Origin of the sequence: Ancylobacter novellus DSM 506 (assembly GCF_000092925.1) — a bacterium.
GTDB classification, from domain to species: Bacteria; Pseudomonadota; Alphaproteobacteria; order Rhizobiales; family Xanthobacteraceae; genus Ancylobacter; species Ancylobacter novellus.
The window spans coordinates 3,333,318-3,354,716 of the sequence record NC_014217.1; the positions used below are offsets into that span (position 1 = coordinate 3,333,318).

Annotated in this window: 17 protein-coding genes; 10 read left to right on the forward strand and 7 right to left on the reverse strand. The window is 68.5% G+C overall.

Features of this window, described 5'->3' with window-relative positions:
- Window positions 1–83: 83 nt before the first annotated feature.
- From SNOV_RS15765 to SNOV_RS15775, 3 genes are all read left to right on the forward strand, one after another.
- Complete coding sequence (locus SNOV_RS15765; RefSeq protein WP_013167954.1) at window positions 84–1,253, forward strand: transporter substrate-binding domain-containing protein; 1,170 nt, start codon at window positions 84–86, stop codon at window positions 1,251–1,253.
- A gap of 12 nt (window positions 1,254–1,265) precedes the next feature.
- Window positions 1,266–1,868 carry an ANTAR domain-containing response regulator gene (locus SNOV_RS15770; protein WP_013167955.1) on the forward strand — a complete coding sequence of 201 codons (603 nt, stop codon included), beginning with the start codon at window positions 1,266–1,268 and terminating at the stop codon, window positions 1,866–1,868.
- Between the two features lie 337 nt (window positions 1,869–2,205).
- The gene (locus tag SNOV_RS15775; protein ID WP_013167956.1) at window positions 2,206–3,243 is read left to right on the forward strand and encodes an aliphatic amidase; all 1,038 of its coding nucleotides are present in this window, start codon (window positions 2,206–2,208) and stop codon (window positions 3,241–3,243) included.
- A 287-nt stretch (window positions 3,244–3,530) separates the two neighbouring features.
- Here the strand turns inward: SNOV_RS15775 and SNOV_RS15780 are convergent, their stop codons facing one another.
- From SNOV_RS15780 to SNOV_RS15800, 5 genes are all read right to left on the reverse strand, one after another.
- Entirely contained in the window at window positions 3,531–5,804 is a 2,274-nt protein-coding gene (locus SNOV_RS15780; protein WP_013167957.1) for a nitric oxide reductase activation protein NorD, read from the reverse strand.
- Complete coding sequence (locus SNOV_RS15785) at window positions 5,801–6,613, reverse strand: CbbQ/NirQ/NorQ/GpvN family protein (protein ID WP_013167958.1); 813 nt, start codon at window positions 6,611–6,613, stop codon at window positions 5,801–5,803. Before SNOV_RS15785 ends, SNOV_RS15780 begins: the two co-directional genes overlap by 4 nt.
- Window positions 6,614–6,774: 161 nt before the next feature.
- On the reverse strand, window positions 6,775–7,896 hold the full coding sequence (locus SNOV_RS15790; protein WP_013167959.1) for an ABC transporter permease: 1,122 nt from the start codon (window positions 7,894–7,896) through the stop codon (window positions 6,775–6,777).
- Window positions 7,897–7,898: 2 nt separating this feature from the next.
- Window positions 7,899–10,607, reverse strand: coding sequence for a ribosome-associated ATPase/putative transporter RbbA (gene rbbA, locus SNOV_RS15795; protein ID WP_013167960.1), 2,709 nt, complete (start codon window positions 10,605–10,607; stop codon window positions 7,899–7,901).
- Entirely contained in the window at window positions 10,604–11,641 is a 1,038-nt protein-coding gene (locus SNOV_RS15800) for an HlyD family secretion protein (protein ID WP_013167961.1), read from the reverse strand. Before SNOV_RS15800 ends, rbbA begins: the two co-directional genes overlap by 4 nt.
- 182 nt (window positions 11,642–11,823) lie before the next feature.
- Between SNOV_RS15800 and SNOV_RS15805 the strand changes: the two genes are divergently transcribed.
- The 6 genes from SNOV_RS15805 (at window position 11,824) to SNOV_RS15830 (ending at window position 18,232) form a co-directional block, all read left to right on the forward strand.
- Window positions 11,824–12,807 carry a zinc-dependent alcohol dehydrogenase family protein gene (locus tag SNOV_RS15805; RefSeq protein WP_013167962.1) on the forward strand — a complete coding sequence of 328 codons (984 nt, stop codon included), beginning with the start codon at window positions 11,824–11,826 and terminating at the stop codon, window positions 12,805–12,807.
- A 65-nt stretch (window positions 12,808–12,872) separates the two neighbouring features.
- Window positions 12,873–15,245, forward strand: a complete 2,373-nt coding sequence (locus SNOV_RS15810) for a phosphoketolase family protein (protein ID WP_013167963.1) — start codon at window positions 12,873–12,875, stop codon at window positions 15,243–15,245.
- A 101-nt stretch (window positions 15,246–15,346) separates the two neighbouring features.
- Window positions 15,347–15,628, forward strand: coding sequence for a PepSY domain-containing protein (locus SNOV_RS15815; protein WP_013167964.1), 282 nt, complete (start codon window positions 15,347–15,349; stop codon window positions 15,626–15,628).
- Complete coding sequence (locus SNOV_RS15820) at window positions 15,628–16,206, forward strand: cytochrome b/b6 domain-containing protein (RefSeq protein ID WP_013167965.1); 579 nt, start codon at window positions 15,628–15,630, stop codon at window positions 16,204–16,206. Before SNOV_RS15815 ends, SNOV_RS15820 begins: the two co-directional genes overlap by 1 nt.
- On the forward strand, window positions 16,203–16,877 hold the full coding sequence (locus SNOV_RS15825; protein WP_013167966.1) for a response regulator: 675 nt from the start codon (window positions 16,203–16,205) through the stop codon (window positions 16,875–16,877). The genes SNOV_RS15820 and SNOV_RS15825 overlap by 4 nt, the downstream gene beginning before the upstream one ends.
- The gene (locus SNOV_RS15830) at window positions 16,877–18,232 is read left to right on the forward strand and encodes a sensor histidine kinase (RefSeq protein WP_013167967.1); all 1,356 of its coding nucleotides are present in this window, start codon (window positions 16,877–16,879) and stop codon (window positions 18,230–18,232) included. The genes SNOV_RS15825 and SNOV_RS15830 overlap by 1 nt, the downstream gene beginning before the upstream one ends.
- Here SNOV_RS15830 and SNOV_RS15835 read toward each other — a convergent pair.
- Window positions 18,216–19,016, reverse strand: coding sequence for a DUF72 domain-containing protein (locus SNOV_RS15835; protein ID WP_013167968.1), 801 nt, complete (start codon window positions 19,014–19,016; stop codon window positions 18,216–18,218). The genes SNOV_RS15830 and SNOV_RS15835 overlap by 17 nt on opposite strands.
- A 71-nt stretch (window positions 19,017–19,087) precedes the next feature.
- Window positions 19,088–20,194 carry a GlxA family transcriptional regulator gene (locus tag SNOV_RS15840; RefSeq protein ID WP_013167969.1) on the reverse strand — a complete coding sequence of 369 codons (1,107 nt, stop codon included), beginning with the start codon at window positions 20,192–20,194 and terminating at the stop codon, window positions 19,088–19,090.
- Window positions 20,195–20,289: 95 nt separating this feature from the next.
- On the opposite strand from SNOV_RS15840, the gene SNOV_RS15845 reads away from it, so the two are divergent.
- Entirely contained in the window at window positions 20,290–21,330 is a 1,041-nt protein-coding gene (locus tag SNOV_RS15845) for an ABC transporter substrate-binding protein (protein ID WP_013167970.1), read from the forward strand.
- Window positions 21,331–21,399 lie beyond the last annotated feature (69 nt).

A 21,399-nucleotide genomic window follows, 5' to 3' on the forward strand; every position in this document is an offset into this window, starting at 1 on the left:
GGGGCAAACGCCGTATTGCCTCCACCCTGCCCCGCTGGGCACAAGCATCGGACGAGGTTCCGGTGTCGGGGTGAAGCGAGCCGATGACGAGTGGTCCTGAGAATGCCTCCCCGCCCTGGCGCATCGGCGTGCTGTTCTCCGCCACTGGCGTAACGGCGGCGGTCGAGACCTCGCAGCGCGGCGGCACGCTGCTCGCCATCGACGAGATCAATGCCGCGGGCGGCGTCCTCGGCCGGTCGGTCGAGGCCGTCGTCTATGACCCCGCCTCCGATCCCAAGTCCTATCGCCGCTATGCCGAGAAGCTGCTCGGCGAGGACGGGGTGCGGCTGATCTTCGGCTGCTACATGTCCTCCACCCGCAAGGCGATCCTGCCGGTGGTAGAAGCCTATCGCGGCCTGCTGTTCTACCCGACGCTCTATGAAGGCTTCGAATATTCCCGCCACTGCGTCTACACCGGCGCGGCCCCGAACCAGAACTCGATCCAGCTCGCCAAGTACCTGCTCGGCACCTACGGCAACCGCTTCTTCATGATCGGCTCGAACTACGTGTTCCCTTACGAGTCGAACCGCATCATGAGCGACTTCGTCATCCAGTCGCAGGGCCGGGTGCTCGACGAGGTCTATGTGCCGCTCGGCGCCGGGCCGGCCGATTTCGAGCGGGTGATGGCGAAGGTCAAGAAGGCCGCACCCGACGTCATCTTCTCCACCGTCGTCGGCGCAGACACGGCGACGCTCTACGAGGCGCACCGCGCCGCAGGCTTCGACGCGGCGAGGCTGCCCATCGCCAGCCTCACGACCAGCGAGGCCGAGGTGGCGCTGATGTCCCCCGAGGCGGCCGCCGGCCACATCACCGCCGCCCCCTTCTTCGAGACGCTGGGCACGCCTGCCGCGCGCCGCTTCGTCGCCGCCTTCAAGGCGCGCAACGGCGCGGATGCCCCCGTGACCGCCGCCGCCGAGGCCGCCTATTTCCAGGTGCATCTCGCCTTGCGTACGCTCGCCCGCGCCGGCACCGACGCGCCCGACCCGTTGCTGGCGCAACTGGCGGATTCCGAGTTCGACGCGCCGCAGGGCCGCGTGCGCGTCGACGCACAGACCAATCACACCTGGCTCTGGCCGCGCGTCGCCCGGCTCGACGCCAAGGGCCGGTTCCAGATCGTCTGGAACCCCGGCACGCGGGTGAAGCCCGATCCCTATTGCGTGGTGCAGAGCCTCGACGACTGGTCGGCGGACGGCCTGCACACCGAGCCCTCTTAGAGAGAGGGCGGCATGGCGATCCAGATCCTGAAGGATTTGCGCGGGCTGAAGGTCCACGTCATCCACCCGCCGGACGAGGAGCGCGGCAGCCTCGTCGAGCATCTGCGCCGCATCGGCTGCATGGTAGAGATCACCTGGCCGGTGCCGGCCGACTGGCCCGCCGCCGATATCGTGCTGCTCGCCATCGAGCAGGACGCGCGGCCCGAGATCGCCAGGCTGCTGAAATCCGACCCGGACGCGCGGCCGACGCTGATCGCCATCGTCGGCTATGAGAACCCCTCGACGCTCCAGCTCGTGCTTGAATCCGGCGCCGTGGCGGTGGTGGAGCGCCCCATCCGCCCCTTCGGCCTGCTGACCAACCTCACCATCGCCCGCAGCCTGTGGCTGGAGCGCGAGGAGGCGAAGAAGCGCGTCACCAAGTTGGAGCGCAAGCTCTCCGGCATCCAGAAGATCCAGAAGGCCAAGTCGATCCTGATGGAGAGCCAGGGACTGAGCGAGGAAGAGGCCTATCAGAGCATCCGCCGCCAGGCCATGGCCAAGCGCGTGCCGATGGAGGACATGGCGCTGGCCATAATCAACGCCAGCGAATTGCTGAATTTCCGGCCGCGCACCTGACTGTGCTGATGCGGCAACACCGGCATTTGCCGGGGGTCGCGCCGCTTGAACTCGTCGGGCGGCGATGTTTCAATCCTCGACTGGACGAGGTCGGCATTGCCGGCGGCGTCATCTGCCCGGTCATCGATGCTGCTGGCCGGGCGCGGCGGTGAAGCCCGGAAGGCTCGCGAGAGCCTGTCGGGCTTTTTTTGTGCCTGGCATCCGGCGGGACAATGCCGTCCCCGCCGACGCGCAGCGAGAGCCGGCGACCATCGCGCCGGCGCCATCCATCCCACAACGCAATGGCCCGGCCGCTTGCGCATGAGCGCCCGCGCGCCTTCACGCGAGGAGAACACCCATGTTGCACGGCGACGTTTCCAGCAGCAAAGACACGGTCGGCGTGGCCGTGGTGAACTACAAGATGCCCCGCCTGCACACCAAGGCCGAGGTGCTCGAGAACGCCCGCAAGATCGCCGACATGATCGTCGGCATGAAGACCGGCCTGCCGGGCATGGACCTCGTGATCTTCCCGGAATATTCGACCCACGGAATCATGTACGATTCCAAGGAGATGTACGACACCGCCGCCACTGTGCCGGGCGAGGAGACCGAGATCTTCGCCGAGGCCTGCCGCAAGGCGAAGGTGTGGGGCGTGTTCTCGCTCACCGGCGAGCGCCACGAGGAGCACCCCAACAAGGCGCCCTACAACACGCTCATCCTGATGAACGACAAGGGCGAGATCGTGCAGAAATACCGCAAGATCATGCCCTGGGTGCCGATCGAGGGCTGGTATCCCGGCAACTGCACCTATGTCTCCGACGGCCCGAAGGGGCTGAAGGTCTCGCTCATCATCTGCGACGACGGCAATTATCCCGAAATCTGGCGCGACTGCGCGATGAAGGGCGCCGAGCTGATCGTGCGCTGCCAGGGCTACATGTACCCGGCCAAGGACCAGCAGGTGATCATGGCCAAGGCCATGGCCTGGGCCAACAATTCCTATGTCGCGGTGGCGAACGCCGCCGGCTTCGACGGCGTCTATTCCTACTTTGGCCACTCGGCGATCATCGGCTTCGACGGCCGCACGCTCGGCGAATGCGGCGAAGAGGAGTACGGCATCCAGTACGCCGCGCTCTCCACCTCGCTGATCCGCGACGCGCGCAAGAACATGCAGTCGGAGAACCACCTCTTCAAGCTGGTGCACCGCGGCTATACCGGCATGATCAACTCCGGCGACGGCGACAAGGGCGCCGCCGAATGCCCCTACGACTTCTACAAGAAGTGGATCGCCGACCCGGAAGGCACGCGCGAGATGGTGGAGTCCTTCACCCGGCCCATGGTCGGCACCGAGGAATGCCCGATCGAGGGGATCCCGAACAGCGAGACGGCGCATAGGTGAGGAGGGACGGCCAGATCTCCCGTCCTCCACCCCACACAACGTCATGGCCGGGCTCGTCCCGGCCATCCACTCCCGATGGCCGTCATCCTGAGGTGCCCGACCAACGGTCGGGCCTCGAAGGATGCTCGTCTTGGTGCACTATAACGACCATCCTTCGAGGCTCGCTACGCTCGCACCTCAGGATGACGGGGCACCTTTTGGGGGTTCGTCATGCTGAGGTGCCGGCGCATTGCGCCGGCCTCGAAGCACGCAGGCGCGTGCCGCCCTACCCTCGCAACGACCGATACTCACCGCCGCGCCAGGCGGAAATAGAGCTCCGACAGCCGCATCGGCAGGTCCTCGACCCGGCGCACCGGTATGGCGTTGGCCTTGCCGAAGATCGCCGGTCCCGAACCGACGCCGGCCGGGTCGAGCGTGACGCCGAAGGTGTCGATGCCCTGCCCCCGCAATTGCAGCACCACGCGGCGCGCATCGGCCACGAGGTCGCCCGACGCCGCGTCGATGTCGGACGGCTCGCCGTCGGTGAGCACGAGGATGAGCTTGCGGAACGACCGCACGCGGGCGATCTGCGCCCCGGCATGGCGCAGCGCAGTGCCTAGCCGCGTCGACAGGCCGGACGACAGCCCCGCGAGCCGCGCCGCCGCCTCGGCATCGTAGGTCTCGGAAAAACCCTTCACCGATGTCGCGCGCACGTCGCCGCGCCCGTTGGAGGCGAAGGCGAGCAGCGCGAAGTCATCGCCGAGCTTTTCCAGCGCCTCGGCCAGCATCGCCACCGCCAGCTTCTCGATGTCGAGCACGCTGGAGCCGTCCGCCAGCCTCTCGCGGGTTGACTGCGAGACGTCGACCAGCACCAGCACGGCGAGGTCGCGCTGGAGAAGAGCGGTGGAGCGGAACACGCGCAGATCCGGCACCTCGCCGGCACGGCGGGCGATGGCCGCCTCGATGGCGGCGTCGATGTCGAGGTCGTGGCCTTCCGCCTGCCGCTTCAGCCGCGCGGTGCGGCCGACCTTGGCGGCCTTCACCAGCCGGGCGATACGCGCGCGGACCGGTGCGGCGCGATCCAGAGCGCGCGTGAGCACGCGAGCGTCGCCCACAGCCGGCACCATCTCTCGCACCGTCGTCCAGTCGGGCCGCTCGATCCCGGCGGCCGCGTCCCACTCGGGATAGGTGGCGACGACCGTACCCTCCCCGCCCGCCAGCTTCGGGCGGGCGCGACCGGCGGGTTCGCGGGAAGGCTCGTCCTCCTTGCCGTCCTCGGCCTCGCGGCGCTCGATGCGGGCGGCCTCGACCATCAGCTCGACCGCATCCGTCACTTCCGGATCGATGTCGGAAAAATCCCACAGGCCAAGCCCGTCGTCGCGATAGGCCGGCTGGGCGACATGGCCGCGCGCGTCGAAGCGCAGGCGGCGCTGGCCGATATCGTTGGCGAGGCGCGTGCCAATGCCCAGACTCAGCGCCGGGTCATCGAGATCGCCTGCGGAGGCGAACAGCGCCTGCGCCTTGCCGACCAGTGCGTCGGGATCGGCATAGGTCGGATCGAACAGCCCGCGCGCCACGCGCTTGAGCAGCGCGGCGACGGTCGGGCCGTCCTCGGGCGTAGCGTCGTGATAGGGCGCCCAGAGCCGGCGCAGGCCGGGATAGCGGCGCATCGCCAGAGCCTCGATGCGGGCATCCTCGACCAGCGTCGCCAGCGCGATCTGCACCGGCTTGAACTTGCGAACCGGAAAGCGCGGATTGCCGAAGGCGAGGTGTGACGAGGCATGGACGGCTGAGGCGAGATAGAGTCGGCGCGACGGCTCGCCAGCCATACCGGGAACCGCCTCCGGCAGGCGGATCACCGGCCCGGCGATATTCGCGCGCGGACCTGTCTCGCGCCCGACGATGGCGAGCGGCTGCAGGTTCGGCACCGTGCCCCAGAGCGCCGTGAGCACGGTCTTCAGCTCGGCTTCCAGCTCGGCAAAGCCCGGACCGGCGCCGATGCGCGCGCCCATCGCTTGAGCGAGCCGGTCCTCCAGCGCGAAGAAGGCGCGGCGCGTGGCGCGGTCACGCCCGGCGGCTTTGAGCCCGGCGTCGATGAAATCGGCGAAGGCGGCGACATGGCCGGGCAGCATCAGCTTTTCCGCCCGTTCTGCCACCCGCTCCACGCAGTCCGGCGCGGCGCGGGCCAGCGTGAGCAAAGCGCGCCACCAGATGTCGCTCTCCTGCGTGCCGGCGAGACGCGGCTCGATGCGGACGAAGGCATCGAGCGTCGCGGCCGCCGCCTTCCCGCCCGCCTCGCGGCAGAGGGCGGCGGCGCGCATGGCCATCTCTCCGAGTTCGTCGCCGCGACGCGGGGCGAGCTCGAGGCTGGCGCGCCAATAGGCGAGCAGGCAGGAAGCCCCGGCATTCACCTCCAGCAGGGCGAGCCCGCCCGCCGCCCAGTCCTCCAGCGCAGCCTCATCGAGCCGGGCGGAAAGCCTGCGCCGCGTATCGGCGAATATGCCGGCGAGCCCCTCGCGTCCCGCCAGCAGCCGGGCGAGGCGGTCGGCATGCGGCGCCGCGATGTCCAGCACGGGGCTCATATCATGCAGGCGGAAATGGCCTCGCCGAGCGCCCGGCGCACATCGGCGTCATCGGTCATCGGCAGCACGATGCCGGCCGTCACCGCCGTCGCCAGCGGCACGCCGCCGGCTGCCAGCCGCCCGGCATGGATCAGCATGCGGGTGGAAGCACCCTCGTCGAGCCCCTGCCCCTTCAGATTGCGCGAGCAGGCCGCGATGGCCACCAGCGTGCGCGCCAGAGCGAGGTCGGCGCCGGCCTCGCGCATGACGATCTCGGCTTCCAGCGCCGGGGCGGGATAGTCGAAATCGATGGCGACGAAACGCTGCTTGGTGGACTCCTTGAGGTCCTTCACCGCGCTCTGGTAGCCGGGGTTGTAGGAGATGACGAGCTGGAAATCGGCATGCGCCGGCACCAGCTCGTTGCGCTTCTCCAGCGGCAGCATGCGGCGGGCATCGGTGAGCGGGTGGATGACGACGGTGGTGTCCTGCCGCGCCTCGACGATCTCGTCGAGATAGCAGATCGCACCATACCGCACCGCTTGGGTGAGCGGCCCGTCATGCCAGATCGTACCCTCGGGCGTGAGCAGGAAGCGGCCGGCGAGGTCGGCGGCGGTCATGTCCTCATGCGCGGCCACCGTGATGAGCGGCCGGCCGAGCCGCCAAGCCATATATTCGACGAAGCGGGTCTTGCCGCAGCCGGTCGGGCCTTTCAGCATCACTGGCAGGCGGTGGCGCCACGCCGCCTCGAAGACGGCGACCTCCTCGCCCACCGGCCGGTAATAGGGCTCGGTCGCGATACGGTAGGCGGAAAGATCGGTGTCGATCAGCATTTGGGCCTCCGCGTGGATGGCGCGGAACCTTCCCGTCGGCAGGACAGGACGACCCCGCGAGGGGCTGCCGGCATCCCTGCCGTGACGCGCCGGCGACGACCCTGGCGCGCGGCTCGTGCATTAGAGGTCCATTCGCTGCGCCGCACAAGAGGCGGCGCGGCTTATCCCGCCGCCTGCAGCGCCTTGCGGAAGCGCAGCGCGGCGAGCGTGAAGAAGGCCGCGCCGATGCCGGCCAGCGCCAGCAGGTTCGGCCAGATCGTGTCGATGCCCGCCCCGCGGTAGAGGACCGCCTGCGACAGCGCGACGAAATGGGTCGAGGGCGAGAACTGCATGATGTTCTGCAGCCAGACCGGCATGCTTTCCATCGGCGTGGTCGAGCCTGACAGCAGGTTCATCACGATCATCACCGGCATGACGATGAGGCCGAACTGCGCCATGGAGCTCGACACGGTGGCGAGGAGGATGCCGAGCGCGGTGACGGAGAACTGGTAGACCAGCATCGAGGCGACGAAGAGCGGGATCGAGCCCTGCACCGGCACGCCGAGCAGGCGCTCGACCACCACGAGCAGCGACAGCGTCGCCGCCACCACGATGACGAGACCGTTGGACCATATCTTCGCCAGCATGATCTCGATCGGCGTGACCGGCATCACCAGCAAGTGCTCGATGGTGCCGTGCTCGCGCTCGCGGATCAGCGCGGCGCCGGAGAGGATCACCGCCAGCATGGTGACGTTGTTGATCACCTGCATCACCGCGGTGAACCAGGAGGAGGTGAGGTTCGGGTTGAACTTGGCGCGGATGACGACCTGGACCGGCGCCTGGGTGACGGTGCCCGGCGCCGCGGCCTGCACTTCCTGCTGGATGATGTTCTGGATATAGGCGGCGCCGTTGCCGGCCTGCGACATGGCGGTGGCGTCGATGTCGAGCTGGATGGTCGGGTTACGGCCCGCGATCAGGTCGTGCTCGAAGCGCGGCGGGATCTGCACCACGAAGACGAAGCGCCCCGCATCCATCGCCGCGTCGATCTCGGTGGCCTTGATCTCCACCGGCTCCTTGAAGAAGGGCCCCAGCAGCGCGTCGCTCAGCCGCCGCGAGAGTGCGGTCTGGTCCTCGTCGACAACGGCGACGGCGGCGTTCTCCACCTCGAACTTGGCGCCCTGCGAGACGGTGTAGACCGCCACCGTGAAGGTGTAGAGGATCAGCGCCGCCAGCACCGGGTCGGCCCTCAGGCTGTAGAGCTCCTTGATGCCGAGGCGGAAGATGCGGGCGAGCCGGGCGCGCATGCTCACCTCCCCTGCTTTCGCAGCGCCAGCATGGCGAGGCCGATATAGACGAGGCCGATGAGGACGATGACGACCATGTCGGTCCACAATTCGGCAAAACCCAGCGCCTTGGTGAAGGCGCCGACGCTGACCTGCTGATACCAGGAAGACGGGAAGGCGAGGCCCATCAGCCGCGCGCCGCCCGACAGCGAGGACACCGGCACCAGCAGGCCGGAGAAGTTCACCGCCGGCACGATGGAGATGATGGCGGTGGCGAAAATGGCGGCGACCTGGCTGCTCACGAAGCTGGAGATCAGCAGCCCGAAGCCGGTGGTCGCCAGCACATAGGCGAGCGAGCCGACCGACAGCGCGAACAGCGAACCCTTCACCGGCACGTCGAAGACGAAGCGGGCGAAGATGACCAGCGTGACGAAGCTGATGAAGGCGATGGCGACATAGGGCAGCTGCTTGCCGAGCAGGAACTCGACCCGCGTCACCGGCGTCGACTGGAAATTGGTGATGGAGCCGGTCTCCTTCTCCTTCACCACGCCCAGCGCCGTCATGATCGCAGGGATCAGCACCAGCATCAGCATGATGACGTTCGGCACCATGGCGTTCACGCTCTTGAAGGCCTGGTTGTAGCGGAAGCGCGGCTCGATCGAGACCGGCGAGAGCGGCGTCTGCTTGCCGGTTGTGCGCAGTTCCTCGTCGGCGAGGTAGCTCTGGGCGATGCCCTGCACATAGCCGCGCGTGGTCTCGGCGCGGAACGGCATGGCGCCGTCGAGCCACACGCCGACCTCGGGCTGGCGCTCGCGCGTCAGGTCGCGGCCGAAATCGGGGGGAATCTCGATGGCGAGCTTGAGCTCGCCGCTCCGCAGCCGCCGGTCGAGCTCCTCGGTGGAGTAGACCGGCGCATGGGTCTCGAAATAGCGCGAGCCCTCGAAGCTCTCCAGCAATTGCCGGCTCTGCGCGCTCCGGTCCTGATCGAAGGCGGCATAGGGCAGGTTCTCGACGTCGAAGGAGATGCCGTAGCCGAAGGTGAAGAGCAGCAGCATGGGGCCGCCCAGCGCGAAGGCGAGGCGCGCCGGGTCGCGCACGATCTCCAGCGCCTCGCGCCGCGCATAGGCCCAGAGCCGGCCGATATCGAAGCGGCGCACATGGGCGGGCGCGGAGGGGCGTTCCTTGAATTCGGCGGCGCTCTCCTCGCGGCCCATGCCGGCCTGTTCCAGCACGGCGATGAACACCTCCTCGAGGCTCGCCATGCCGCGCTGGCGCTGCAATTCCTCCGGTGCGCCGATGGCCAGCACCTTGCCGGCATGCATCAGCGAGATGCGGTCGCAGCGCTCGGCCTCGTTCATGAAATGGGTGGAGAGGAAGATGGTCACGCCGTCCTTGCGCGACAATTCGATCAGGGTGCGCCAGAATCCGTCGCGCGCCACCGGGTCGACGCCGGAGGTCGGCTCATCGAGGATCAGGATCTCCGGCTTGTGGATCACCGCCACGGCGAGCTGCAGGCGCTGGCGGATGCCGAGCGGCAGGCTCTCGGGGCGGACGTCGGCGACGCCCGCGAGGTCGAAGCGCTCCATCATCTCGGCCACGCGCCCTTCGACATCGGGCAGCTCGAACAGCCGCGCATGCAGCACGAGGTTCTGGCGGACGGTCAGCTCGGCATAGAGCGAGAAGGCCTGCGACATGTAGCCGACGCGCTTGCGCGTGGCCATATCCCGGCCTTCGAGCTTGGCCCCGAACAGCTTGGCCTCGCCCTCGCTCGCCGGCAGCAGGCCGGTGAGCATCTTCATGGTCGTCGACTTGCCCGAGCCATTGGAGCCGAGGAAGCCGAAGATCTCGCCCTTCTCGATGCGGAAATCGACATGGTCGACGGCGACGAAATCGCCGAAGCGGCGGGTGAGCCCGGTCGCCTCGATGGCCGGCTCGCCGTCATGGACGACGCGCGGCAGGTCAGGAAGCGGCTCGGCGGCGCCGCGCTCGGCCTGCGGCAGCAGGGCAACGAAGGCGCGCTCCAGATCCGGCTCGCCGGCCTGCTTGAGGATGTCCGCCGGGCTGCCGGTGGCGAGCACGCGCCCGCCGCTCATCGCCGCCAGCCAGTCGAAGCGCTCGGCCTCCTCCATATAGGCGGTGGCGACGATCACGCTCATCGAGGGCCGGCGCGCCCGCAGCCGCGCCATCAGTTCCCAGAACTGCCGGCGCGAGAGCGGGTCGATGCCGGTGGTCGGCTCGTCGAGGATGACGAGGTCGGGATCGTGGATCAGCGCGGCGCAGATGCCGAGCTTCTGCTTCATGCCGCCGGACAGCTTGCCCGCCGGCCGGTTGGCGAAGGGCGCGAGGCCGGTGGCGGCGAGAAGCTCCTCGATGCGCTCGCGCCGCTCGGCCGCGCCCTGCCCGAACAGCCGGCCGAAGAAGTCGAGATTCTCGGCGATGGAGAGCGTCGGATAGAGATTGCGCCCCAGCCCCTGCGGCATGTAGGCGATGCGCCCGCCGGCCTGCCGGCGCCAGCGGCGCTGGGCCATGTCGCCGCCGAGCACATGCACCGTGCCCTGCTGGATGCGGGTCACGCCGGCGGCGAGCGAGAGCAGCGTCGACTTGCCGACGCCGTCGGGCCCGATCAGGCCGGCCATGCAGCCGGCCGGCACGTCGAGATCGACGCCGTCGAGGGCGACCGTCTTGCCGTAGCGGTGGACGACGCCGGCAAGCGCGATGGCGGCCTCGCTCATTGCGGCAGCTTGACCGCGAGCGTGTCCGGCCAGGGCGTCGCGGGATCGGTGCGCACATAGGCGAGGCCGCGCACCCCGGCCTTCACCCGATCCTCGTACTGGCGCAGCAGTTCGGGGGAGATGCGCAGCTTGATGCGGAACATCAGCTTCTCGCGCTCATCCGCCGTCTCCACCGATTTCGGCGTGAACTGCGCCCCGGCCGCGACGAAGCTCACCGTGGCCGGGATGACGTAGTCGGGCGCGGGGTCGAGCACGATGCGCGCCTCGGCGCCGAGCGCGAGGCGCCCCGCGACGCGCGCGGGGACGAAGACCGTCATGTAGACGTCGGAGAGGTCGAGCAGCGTGACGATGGGCGCGCCCGCCGCCACCACCTCGCCGGACTGCACCAGCTTGTATTCGACGCGCCCGCGGCGTGGCGCCTTCAGGATCGAATCGTCGATCTGCGACTGGATGCGGGCGACTTCCGCCCGCGCCGCATCGGCCGATGCGTGCGCCTCGTCGAGCGAGGCTTGCGCCGCGCGCTGGGCGGCGATGGCGACATTAAGCTGGCTCTGGCGCAGGTCGAGCGATTGGGCCGTGCCATAGCCGCTCTTCTGCAGCTTGGAAGCCCGCTCATGCTCCTGTTCGGCGAGGGTTCGCTCGCTGTCGCGCTGGGCGATCGCGGCCTCCGCCTCGGCGATCGCCTTCTCGGCGCGGCGCACCTGCGCCTCCGCTCCGGCGAGCTGGGCTTCCAGCTCCAGCGTGTCCATCCGCGCCACCACCTGGCCGGCATCGACGGTCTGGCCCTCCACGGCCAGCACCTGCGACACGCGTCCGGGCAACTTGGCGGCGACCAGCACCTGCTCGGCCTCGATGCGGCCATTGGTGGAGAAGATGTCGGCCGGCAGGCCGCGCCCGGTCAATTTGTCGATGAGGGATTGCAGCCGGGCGGCGATGCCGGTGGTAGCCGTGTCCTGCGCCGCCGCCGGCAAGGCGAGGCCGAAGCAGAAGAGGGCCGCGAAGACACAGACCGGCACATATCGCTGCCTTGCCATCACGACTCCATAGGATCGACCCGACCACTTCCCGCAACATGGCGCGGTCGGGCGGCTTCGCCAAGAGCAGGATAACCCTATGGAGGATAACACTTAGGCGACAGCGTCTTGACCGCGATCAACGACCGCGTCGCAATGGGCAGGCTTCATGCCGCCACCCGAGCGAGCGCCGAGGACATGCGATGAAGGCCATGGTTCTGCATGCCTATGGGGAAAGGCTGCGCCTCGAGGAGCGCCCTCTGCCCATCCCCGGCGCCGACGAGATAAGGGTGCGGGTGGAGGCCTGCGCGGTGTGCCGCACCGACCTGCATGTGGTCGACGGCGAATTGCCGCCGGGCAAGCTGCCGGTCGTCCCCGGCCATGAGATCGTCGGCATCGTCGAGGCGCTCGGCGAGGGCGTCGAGGCACCGGCCATCGGCACCCGCGTCGGCATCCCCTGGCTCGGCCACACCTGCGGGGTCTGCCCTTATTGCCGCTCGCACCACGAGAACCTGTGCGATGATCCGCTGTTCACCGGCTACACGCGCGACGGCGGCTTCGCCACCCATGTCGTGGCGGACGCGGCCTTCTGCTTTCCGCTCGACGGCTTCACCGATCCGGTCGCCGCCGCGCCGATGATGTGCGCCGGGCTGATCGGCTGGCGCACGCTGAAGATGGCGGGCGAGGCGCAGCGCATCGGCATCTACGGCTTCGGCGCCGCCGCCCATCTGATCGCGCAGGTGTGCCGCTGGCAGGGGCGCGAGGTCTATGCCTTCACCCGCGCGGGCGACGCCAAGGCGCAGGAGCTGGCGCTCTCCCTCGGCGCGCGCTGGGCGGGCAGTTCGGACGAGACGCCGCCGGAGCAGCTAGACGCGGCGCTGATCTTCGCCCCCGTCGGGGCGCTGGTGCCCACGGCCCTGCGCGGCTTGCGCAAGGGCGGCCGCGTGGTGTGCGGCGGCATCCATATGAGCGACATCCCGCAATTCCCCTATTCCATCCTCTGGGAGGAGCGGCAGGTCGTCTCCGTCGCCAATCTCACCCGCGAGGACGCGACCGAATTCCTTGCCATCGCCCCCAAGGCCGGCGTCACCGCGACCACCACCACCTACCCGCTGGAACAAGCCAACGAGGCGCTTGCCGATCTTCGCGCCGGCCGTTTCCAGGGTGCGGCGGTGCTCGTGCCGTGATGCTGGTGTCATCAGGCGTGCGCCCTAATTCACCCAACGACCGAGCCAACGCAGGAGAGGACGCCATGCCGGCCGAGCCGACCCCCATGCTGAGCCCCGATCTCGCCACCCGCATGAACGCCTGGTGGCGCGCGGCGAACTATCTCTCGGTCGGCCAGATCTACCTGCTCGCCAACCCGCTGCTGCGCGAGAAGCTCACCCTCGACCACGTCAAGCCGCGCCTGCTCGGCCATTGGGGCACGACGCCGGGGCTGAACTTCATCTATGTCCACCTCAACCGCGTCATCAACGACACCGGTACCGAGGTGCTGTTCATCGCCGGCCCCGGCCATGGCGCACCGGGCGTGGTGGCAGCGACCTATCTGGAAGGCACCTATTCCGAGCTCTACCCGGACGTGTCGCAGGACGAGGCCGGCCTGTGCCGGCTGTTCCGGCAGTTCTCCTTCCCCGGCGGCATTCCCAGCCACGCGGCGCCGGAAACGCCCGGCTCGATCCATGAGGGCGGTGAGCTCGGCTATTCGCTCAGCCATGCCTATGGCGCGGTGCTGGACAATCCGGACCTGATCGTCGCCTGCGTGGTCGGCGACGGCGAGGCGGAGACCGGCCCGCTCGCCACCTCCTGGCACGGCAACAAGTTCCTCAACCCGGCGGCCGATGGCGCGGTGCTGCCGATCCTGCACCTCAACGGCTACAAGATCGCCAACCCGACCGTGCTCGCCCGCATCTCGCCGGAAGAGCTGAAAAGCCTGATGGAGGGCTTCGGCTACGCCCCGATCTTCGTCGAGGGCGACGAGCCGGAGGCGATGCACCAGATCATGGCGGCGGCGCTCGACAAGGCTTTCGCCGACATCCGCGCCATCCAGAAGGCCGCGCGCACGGGTGGGAACACCGAGCGCCCGCGCTGGCCGATGATCGTGCTGCGTTCGCCCAAGGGCTGGACCGGCCCGAAGACGGTCGACGGCAAGAAGGCCGAGGGCTTCTGGCGCTCGCACCAGGTGCCGTTCTCCGACATGTCGAAGCCCGAGCACCTGACCCTGCTCGAAGAGTGGATGAAGAGCTACAAGCCCGAGGAGCTGTTCGACGAGGCGGGGCGCCTGCGTCCCGAGATCGCCTCGCTCTCGCCCGCCGGCGAGAAGCGCATGAGCGCCAACCCGCACGCCAATGGCGGCGCCCTGCGCCGGCCGCTGCGTTTGCCCGACTTCACCGACTACGCGGTGAAGGTGCCGCATCCCGGCGACGTCGAGCTGGAATCGACCTACATCATGGGCACCTTCCTGCGCGACGTGATGACGGCGAATGCGCAGGCGAAGAACTTCCGCGTCTTCGGTCCGGATGAGACCGCCTCCAACCGGCTGCAGGCGCTGTTCGAGGTCACCAACCGCGCCTGGAACGCGGAGGAGCTCTCCTATGACGACCACCTCGCCCGCGACGGGCGGGTGATGGAGATGTTGTCCGAGCACATGTGCCAGGGCTGGCTGGAGGGCTACCTCCTCACCGGCCGGCACGGGCTGTTCTCCTGCTACGAGGCGTTCATCCACATCGTCGATTCGATGTTCAACCAGCACGCCAAATGGCTGAAGTCCTCGAAGGAGGTGGAGTGGCGCCGGCCCATCGCCTCGCTCAACTACCTCCTCACCTCGCATGTCTGGCGGCAGGACCATAACGGCTTCAGCCACCAGGACCCCGGCTTCATCGACCATGTGGTGAACAAGAAGGCGGACGTCGTCCGCGTTTACCTGCCGCCGGACGCCAACACGCTGCTCTGGGTCACCGACCACTGCCTGAAGAGCTGGAACCGCGTGAACGTCATCGTCGCCGGCAAGCAGCCGGCACCGCAATGGCTCGACATGGACGCGGCGATCAAGCACTGCGCCGCCGGTATCGGCACCTGGGAATGGGCGAGCACGGATGAGGGCGTCGACCCCGACGTGGTGCTCGCCTGCGCCGGCGATGTCCCGACATTGGAAACGCTCGCTGCCGCCGACCTGCTGCGCGGCTACTTCCCCGATCTCAAGGTACGGGTGGTCAACGTCGTCGACCTGATGACGCTGCAGCCGAAATCCGAGCACCCGCACGGGCTGTCAGACGCCGATTTCGACGCGCTGTTCACCAAGGACAAGCCGATCATCTTCGCCTATCACGGCTATCCTTGGCTCATCCACCGCCTCGCCTATCGCCGCACCAACCATGCCAACATGCATGTGCGCGGCTATATCGAGGAAGGCTCGACCACCACGCCCTTCGACATGGTGGTGCGCAACCGGCTCGACCGCTTCCACCTCGTCGCCGACGTGATCGAGCGCGTGCCGAAGCTCTCGGGCAATGTGCATGTGCGGCAGGACATCCGCGACAAGCTCACCGAGCACGCGCGCTACATCCGCGCGCATGGGCTCGACATGCCGGAGGTGCGCGACTGGCGCTGGCCGGGCGGGGCGTGAGGGCGCGCGTGACCTTCGGTCACTGACAGGCCGCGGACAGGTCGCCGACGCTAGCGTGCCGGCGTTCGCTGCTTCCAGCGGACTGTCAGGAACGGAACGTCATGCAGAAGATTCTCTTCGCCCTGTCTGCCCTCGCCATCGTTGCGCCGGCGGTCATCACCCCCGCCGCGGCCGGCGCGGCCTGCACCACGGAAGCCAAGGAGAAGTGGCTGACCGAGGATGCGATGAAGGCCAAGGTCACCGAGATGGGCTACCAGAAGATCAAGACCTTCAAGGTCTCCGGCAGCTGCTACGAGATCTACGGCTTCACCAAGGACAACAAGAAGGCCGAGGTCTATTTCAACCCCGTCACCGGCGCGGTCGTGAAATCCGAGATCGATTGATGACGGAGCAGGTGGCGCAGGCCGGGGCGATGGCCCCGGCCGCGGGCGCGAACGTCCGGGTGTGGGATCCGGTCGTGCGCCTGTTCCACTGGACCGTCGTCGCCGGCTGCGTCCTCAACCTGTTCATCCTCGAGGACGGCGAGCTCCCGCACGAGATCGTCGGCTACGTCGTGGCGGCTGCACTGGTCGTCCGCATCGCCTGGGGGTTCGTCGGCACGAGGCATGCGCGTTTCTCGGACTTCGTGCCGACGCCCTCGCGGCTCAAGGCCTATGTCGCTGCGCTGGTGCGGGGACGTGAGCCGCGCGTGCTCGGCCACAATCCGGCCGGCGCGGTGATGATGCTCGCGCTCATGGTGCTGCTCGCCGGCGTGTCCGTCACCGGCTGGATGATGACGCTCGACGCGTTCTGGGGAGAGGACTGGCTGGAAGGGCTGCATGAAGCCCTCGCCAATGCCATACTCGTGCTCGCCCTGCTGCACGCGGCGGCCGCGCTGTTCGAGAGCTGGCGCCACCGCGAGAACCTGGTCTGGGCGATGGTGACGGGCCGCAAGAAGGCCATGGGTGGTGCGAGGCCGTGAGGCTGTTGCTGGTCGAAGACAGCCCCCGGCTGCGCGAGCTGGTGGGCGAGACGATACGCGGTGCCGGCTGGCGGTTCGACGCCGTCGGCAGCGCATCCGAGGCCGATGCCGCGCTCGCGAGCACCCGCTACGACCTGATCCTGCTCGACCTCGGCCTGCCGGACGGCGACGGGCTCGACCTGTTGCGCGACCTGCGCGCGCGCCGGGACACGACGCCGGTGCTGGTGCTCACCGCGCGCGGCGCGGTCGACGAGCGCATTGCCGGCCTCGACGCCGGGGCCGACGACTATCTCGCCAAGCCCTTCAACAATGGCGAATTACTCGCCCGGGCGCGGGCGCTGCTGCGCCGGGCGCCGCTCTCCTCGCATCCGGTACTGGAAGCCGGCGCTCTGCGCTACGATCCCGCCACCCACGAGGTGCGCTGCGGCGACGAGGTGCTCGCTCTCGCGCCGCGCGAGCGGGCGACGCTGGAGATATTGATGCGCAATGTCGGGCGGGTGACGCCGAAGCGCGGACTGGAGGAAAAGCTCTCCGAATTCGACGGCGAGATGAGCCCGAACGCGATCGAGGTGATGCTCTCGCGCCTGCGGCGCAAGCTCGCCCCCTACGAGACCGGCACCGCCATCGAGACGGTGCGCGGCGTCGGCTACCTGCTGCGCGAGACCGACTGATGCCCACTGAGGCAAGGCGGCCGCTCGGGCGCATCGTTGCCCTGCGCATCGTCCTCTTCGCCGCGCTCGCCATGCTGGCGCAGGCCATCGCGGTGATCGTCGAATATGGCCGCGACCCGGAATATCTCTCGCTGCTCGCACTGGAACAGGAGACCGACGCGCTCGCCGCCGGGCTGACCCACAGCGGCACGCGCGTCTCCTACCAGCTGCCGACGGCGCTGGACGGCCGCTACGGCACGGATGACTCGGGCTACGTGGCGCGGGTGCGCACGGCGAGCGGCGTGGTGCTATTCTCGCATTGCGACGACGCCTGCACGCGACACTTCCTCCCCCTCGACCTCAATCCGCCGACCTTCTGGCTGCGCGTCATCACCCACGGTTATCCACTCTCCTTCGCCGGCGGGCGCGTCATCGAGAGCGGCGACCAGCGCCTGTTCTTCGAGATCGCCATCAAGGGCGACACCCAGCACGTCGTCTGGGAGGTGCTGGCCGACGAGGTGCTCGACCACATGATCCTGCCGATGAGCCTGACGCTCATCTTCGTGCTCGGGGCGACCCTGATCTCCATTCGCTCGGCGCTGCGGCCGGTGACGGAGGCGGCGGAGAAGGCGGAGCATCTCGACCCGCTCAGCCCCGACGCGCGGATCGAGGAGGCGGGGATGCCGCGCGAGATCGCTCAACTCGCCGGCGCGGTGAACCGCTCCTATGCCCGCACCCGCGAGCTGATGAACGCGCAGAAGCTGTTCACCTCCGCCATCGCCCACGAGATCCGCACGCCGCTCGCCGTCATCCGGCTGGAGCTTGAGCGCATCGACCATCCCGCCGCCCAGCGTGCCACCGGCGAGCTCGACGAGCTCGGCCATTTCGTCGAGCAGCTGGTCACGCTGGCGCGGCTGGAGGCCTCCGACCGCAGCGGCTTCGTGCCGGTGGCGCTGGACGAGCTCGGGCGCGACATTACCGGCACGCTGGCGCCCTTCGTCTATGCGCGTGGCGCCTCCATCGCCTTTGAGGGCGAGCCGGGGCCGACGGTGCTCGGCCATGCCGCGCTGCTGAAGGACGCGGCCCGCAACCTCATCGAGAACGCGGTGCGCCATGGCGGGCCGGGTGTCTCCATCCTCGTCTCGGCGGGTCCTGGCGCGGTCCTCACAGTGAGCGACGACGGCGTAGGCTTCGAGCCCGGGGCGGGCGAGGCGCCGCACTACCGGCGCGCCGGCGGGCTCGGCATCGGGCTGGAGATCGTCCGCCGCATCGCTACGCTGCATGGCGGGCGGCTGGAGTTCGCGCGCATCGCCCCGCACGGCACGCGCGCGCGCCTCGTCTTCACAGCAGCGGGCGAGGTCACACCCGCTCGATGAGCGCCATGGCGGCGGCAGGGTTACGCTGCTTGAAGCCGCTGATGACGAAGAGGAACACCTCGCGTGGCTCCGCCTTGGCCGCCGGGGCGAGCAGCTGGTCCTTCAGCGCCGGCGGCGTGCGGCCTTCCGACCACGCCTTGGCGGTCTCCGCCCAGCCATCCAGCGCCTTGCTTGAATAGCCGAGTTCCTCGTCCTCGCTGGTGCCCATGATGCGGGCATAGACGAAGGGCGCGGTGACGTCGGGAATCGAGGGAAACTCGCTGTCGCCGGCGAAGATGATCGCAACGCCATATTCGCGCACCAGCTCGACGAACTCCTTCGCCTTGAAGCTGTCGTGCCGCACCTCCACCGCATGGCGGATGTCGCGGCCGTCGACGCGCTTGGGCAGCAGCTTGAGGAAGCCCTCGAAGTCCGCGGGATCGAACTTCTTGGTGCCCATGAACTGCCAGTTCACCGGGCCGAGTTTCTCCTTCAGCTCGGTGACGCCCGAGTTGAAAAAGCGCTCGACCGATTCACCCGCCTCCGCCAGCACCCGGCGATTGGTCGTGAAGCGCGGGCCCTTCAGCGTGAAGACGAAGCCCTCCGGCGTCTCGGCATGCCATTTGGCGAAGCTCTCGGGCTTTTGCGAACCGTAATAGGTGCCGTTGATCTCGATCGCCGTCAGTTTCGAGCCGGCATATTCCAGCTCGCGCTTCTGGGCGAGGCCTTCGGGATAGAAATTCCCGCGCCAGGGCTCGAAGGTCCAGCCGCCGACGCCGATGCGGATGGGTCCATGCTTCGACATCGCGACCTCGCTTATGAACGCCTATGGGAAGGGATTCCGGCGCGGGAAAATGCCACGAAACGCCGCCGCCGTCACAGCCGTCGCCGCCTGCCGGCGGTCTCGCCGACGGCAGGCGGTGGCAGATCGGGCACGGTCCGCACGCTCAGGGAAGCATCCTGCACCTCGGGCGGACGCGAGCCACCGCGATATTGCCGGGGCGACATGCCGAAGGCCCTGCGGAACTCGCGCGAGAAATGCGCCGCGTCGGAGAAGCCGCAGTCGAAGGCGATCTCGGTGATGCTGCGCGGGCTGTTGGTCAGCATCCAGCAGGCATAGTCCTTGCGCAGCTCGCGCTGGAAGGCGGCGGGCGAGACGCCGAGCGCCGTGCTGAAGGCGCGCTCCAATTGCCGGCTCGAACAGCCGACATAGCGGGCGATAGCGTCGATCGAGGGCGGATCGTCGAGGCGCTGTTCCATGAAGTGGACGGCCTGATGCACCCGCGCATCGGTGACGCTGGCGAGGTCGGCGAAGAAATGCGGCTGCGGCAGCGAGGAAGGGCGCATGCCCTGCAGCATCATGTGCCGCACCGCCTGATTGGCCTTGGCCGCCCCGCAATGGCGCGTGACGAGGTAGAGGCCGAGATCGATCGCGGCGGTGGAGCCGGCGCAGGACAGGACGTCGCCCTCGTCGACGAACAGCTTGTCGGTCACCGGACGCAGCGTCGGGAACTGGGCCTGAAAGGCCTCCAGCACGTTCCAGTGGACGCAGGCGGTGCGCTTCTCGAACAGGCCGGCCTGCGCGATGGCGAAGGTGCCGGTGCACACCCCGATGAGCCGCACGCCGGCGGAAACTGCGCGCCGCAGGTAGTCGAGCAGCGCCGCGGGATGGTGCTCGTTGAGATAGTCGTTGCCGCCGCACACCGCGATGTAGTCGAACTGTGCGGGATCGAGCAGCGGCGAACTGTCGGAGATGACGACGCCGCAGCTCGCCCGCCGCGGCGTGCCGTCGAGGCTCATCACCGTCCAGGAGGCATGAATCTGCCGGCTTCGCCCGCCATGGTCGGCGGCGAGGCGCAGCGCGTCGATCAGCCCGCCAAAGGCGGCGAGCGTGAACTGGTCGAGCAGCACGAAGCCGACGCGCAGCGGCGAGGTGCGGGCGGTCCCGAGGCGTTCGGCGGATAGCGAAGGCGCATGCGACATGTCGCCAATATCAAAGTTTCTGGCCCGATACTGCAAGCCGCCCTTGCGTCAGGGCGCGATTATCCGGCCGCCTGCACATGAGGGGAGATAACAACATGGCACGCATCCATGGTCTCGTAACCGCGTCGGCGCTCGCGCTCGCCGCCGCCACCGCGCCGGCATCGGCGCAGCAAGCCCTGCACGTCGCCTGGTATGGCGGCAACTGGGGCGACGCCTTCAAGGCCTGCGTGGCCGATCCCTTCACCAAGGCCACGGGCGTCACCGTGGTCCCGGAGGTCGGCACCTCCACTGTCACCCTGGCGAAGCTGCAGCAGCAGAAGGACGCGCCGACCATCGACGTCGCCTGGATGGATGGCGGCGTCAGCGAACTCGCCGATGCGGCGGGCGTGCTGGAGCCGATCACCCAAGGCAGCGTGCCCAACCTCGCCAACACTGTGCCGCAGGCGATCTACAAGAAGGACGGCTCGATCTATGCCGTCGGCACGGGCTACTACTCGCTCGGCCTGACCTACAATACCCAGGAGATCAAGGAGCCGCCGGCCTCCTGGAACGATCTTTGGAAGCCGGAATATGCCGATGCGGTGACGATCCCGTCGCCGGCCAATTCCTCCGGTGTGCCGTTCCTCTTTTTCCTGCACAAGATATGGAACGCGCCGGCCGGCGACTTCGCCCCGGTCTTCGCCAAGATCAAGGAACTCAAGCCGGCGCTGTTCTTCGATTCCTCGGGCGCGGCTTCCAACGCCTTCCAGAGCGGCGAGGCGGTGATCGGCGCGCACTTCAACGTCGGCGCGTTCGACCTCATCGCCAAGGGCCTGCCGATCGGCTTCGCCGTGCCAAAGGAAGGCGTCTGGGCGACCGATGCCCGCCTGCATCTGGTGAAGAACGCCCCGCGCAAGGAGGCGGCGCAGAAGTTCATCGACACCGCGCTGACCCCCGAGGCCTCGCAGTGCCTCGCCGAGAAGCTGTTCCTCGGCCCGTCGGTGAAGGGCGTCAAAGTCTCCGCCGAGACCGCCCGCAAGTTGCCCTGGGGCGAGAAGGGCTCGGTCGAGAACCTCTATCTCCTGAACTGGGCCGACGTGAACGCCAAGCGCGCCGAACTCGTCGACACCTGGAACCGCGAGATCGCCCGCAAGTAGAACCGCGCGTGCTTCCTCCGCCCGGTTCTCCATGGTCCGGGCGGAGCCATCCTCGACACCTTCGATCCA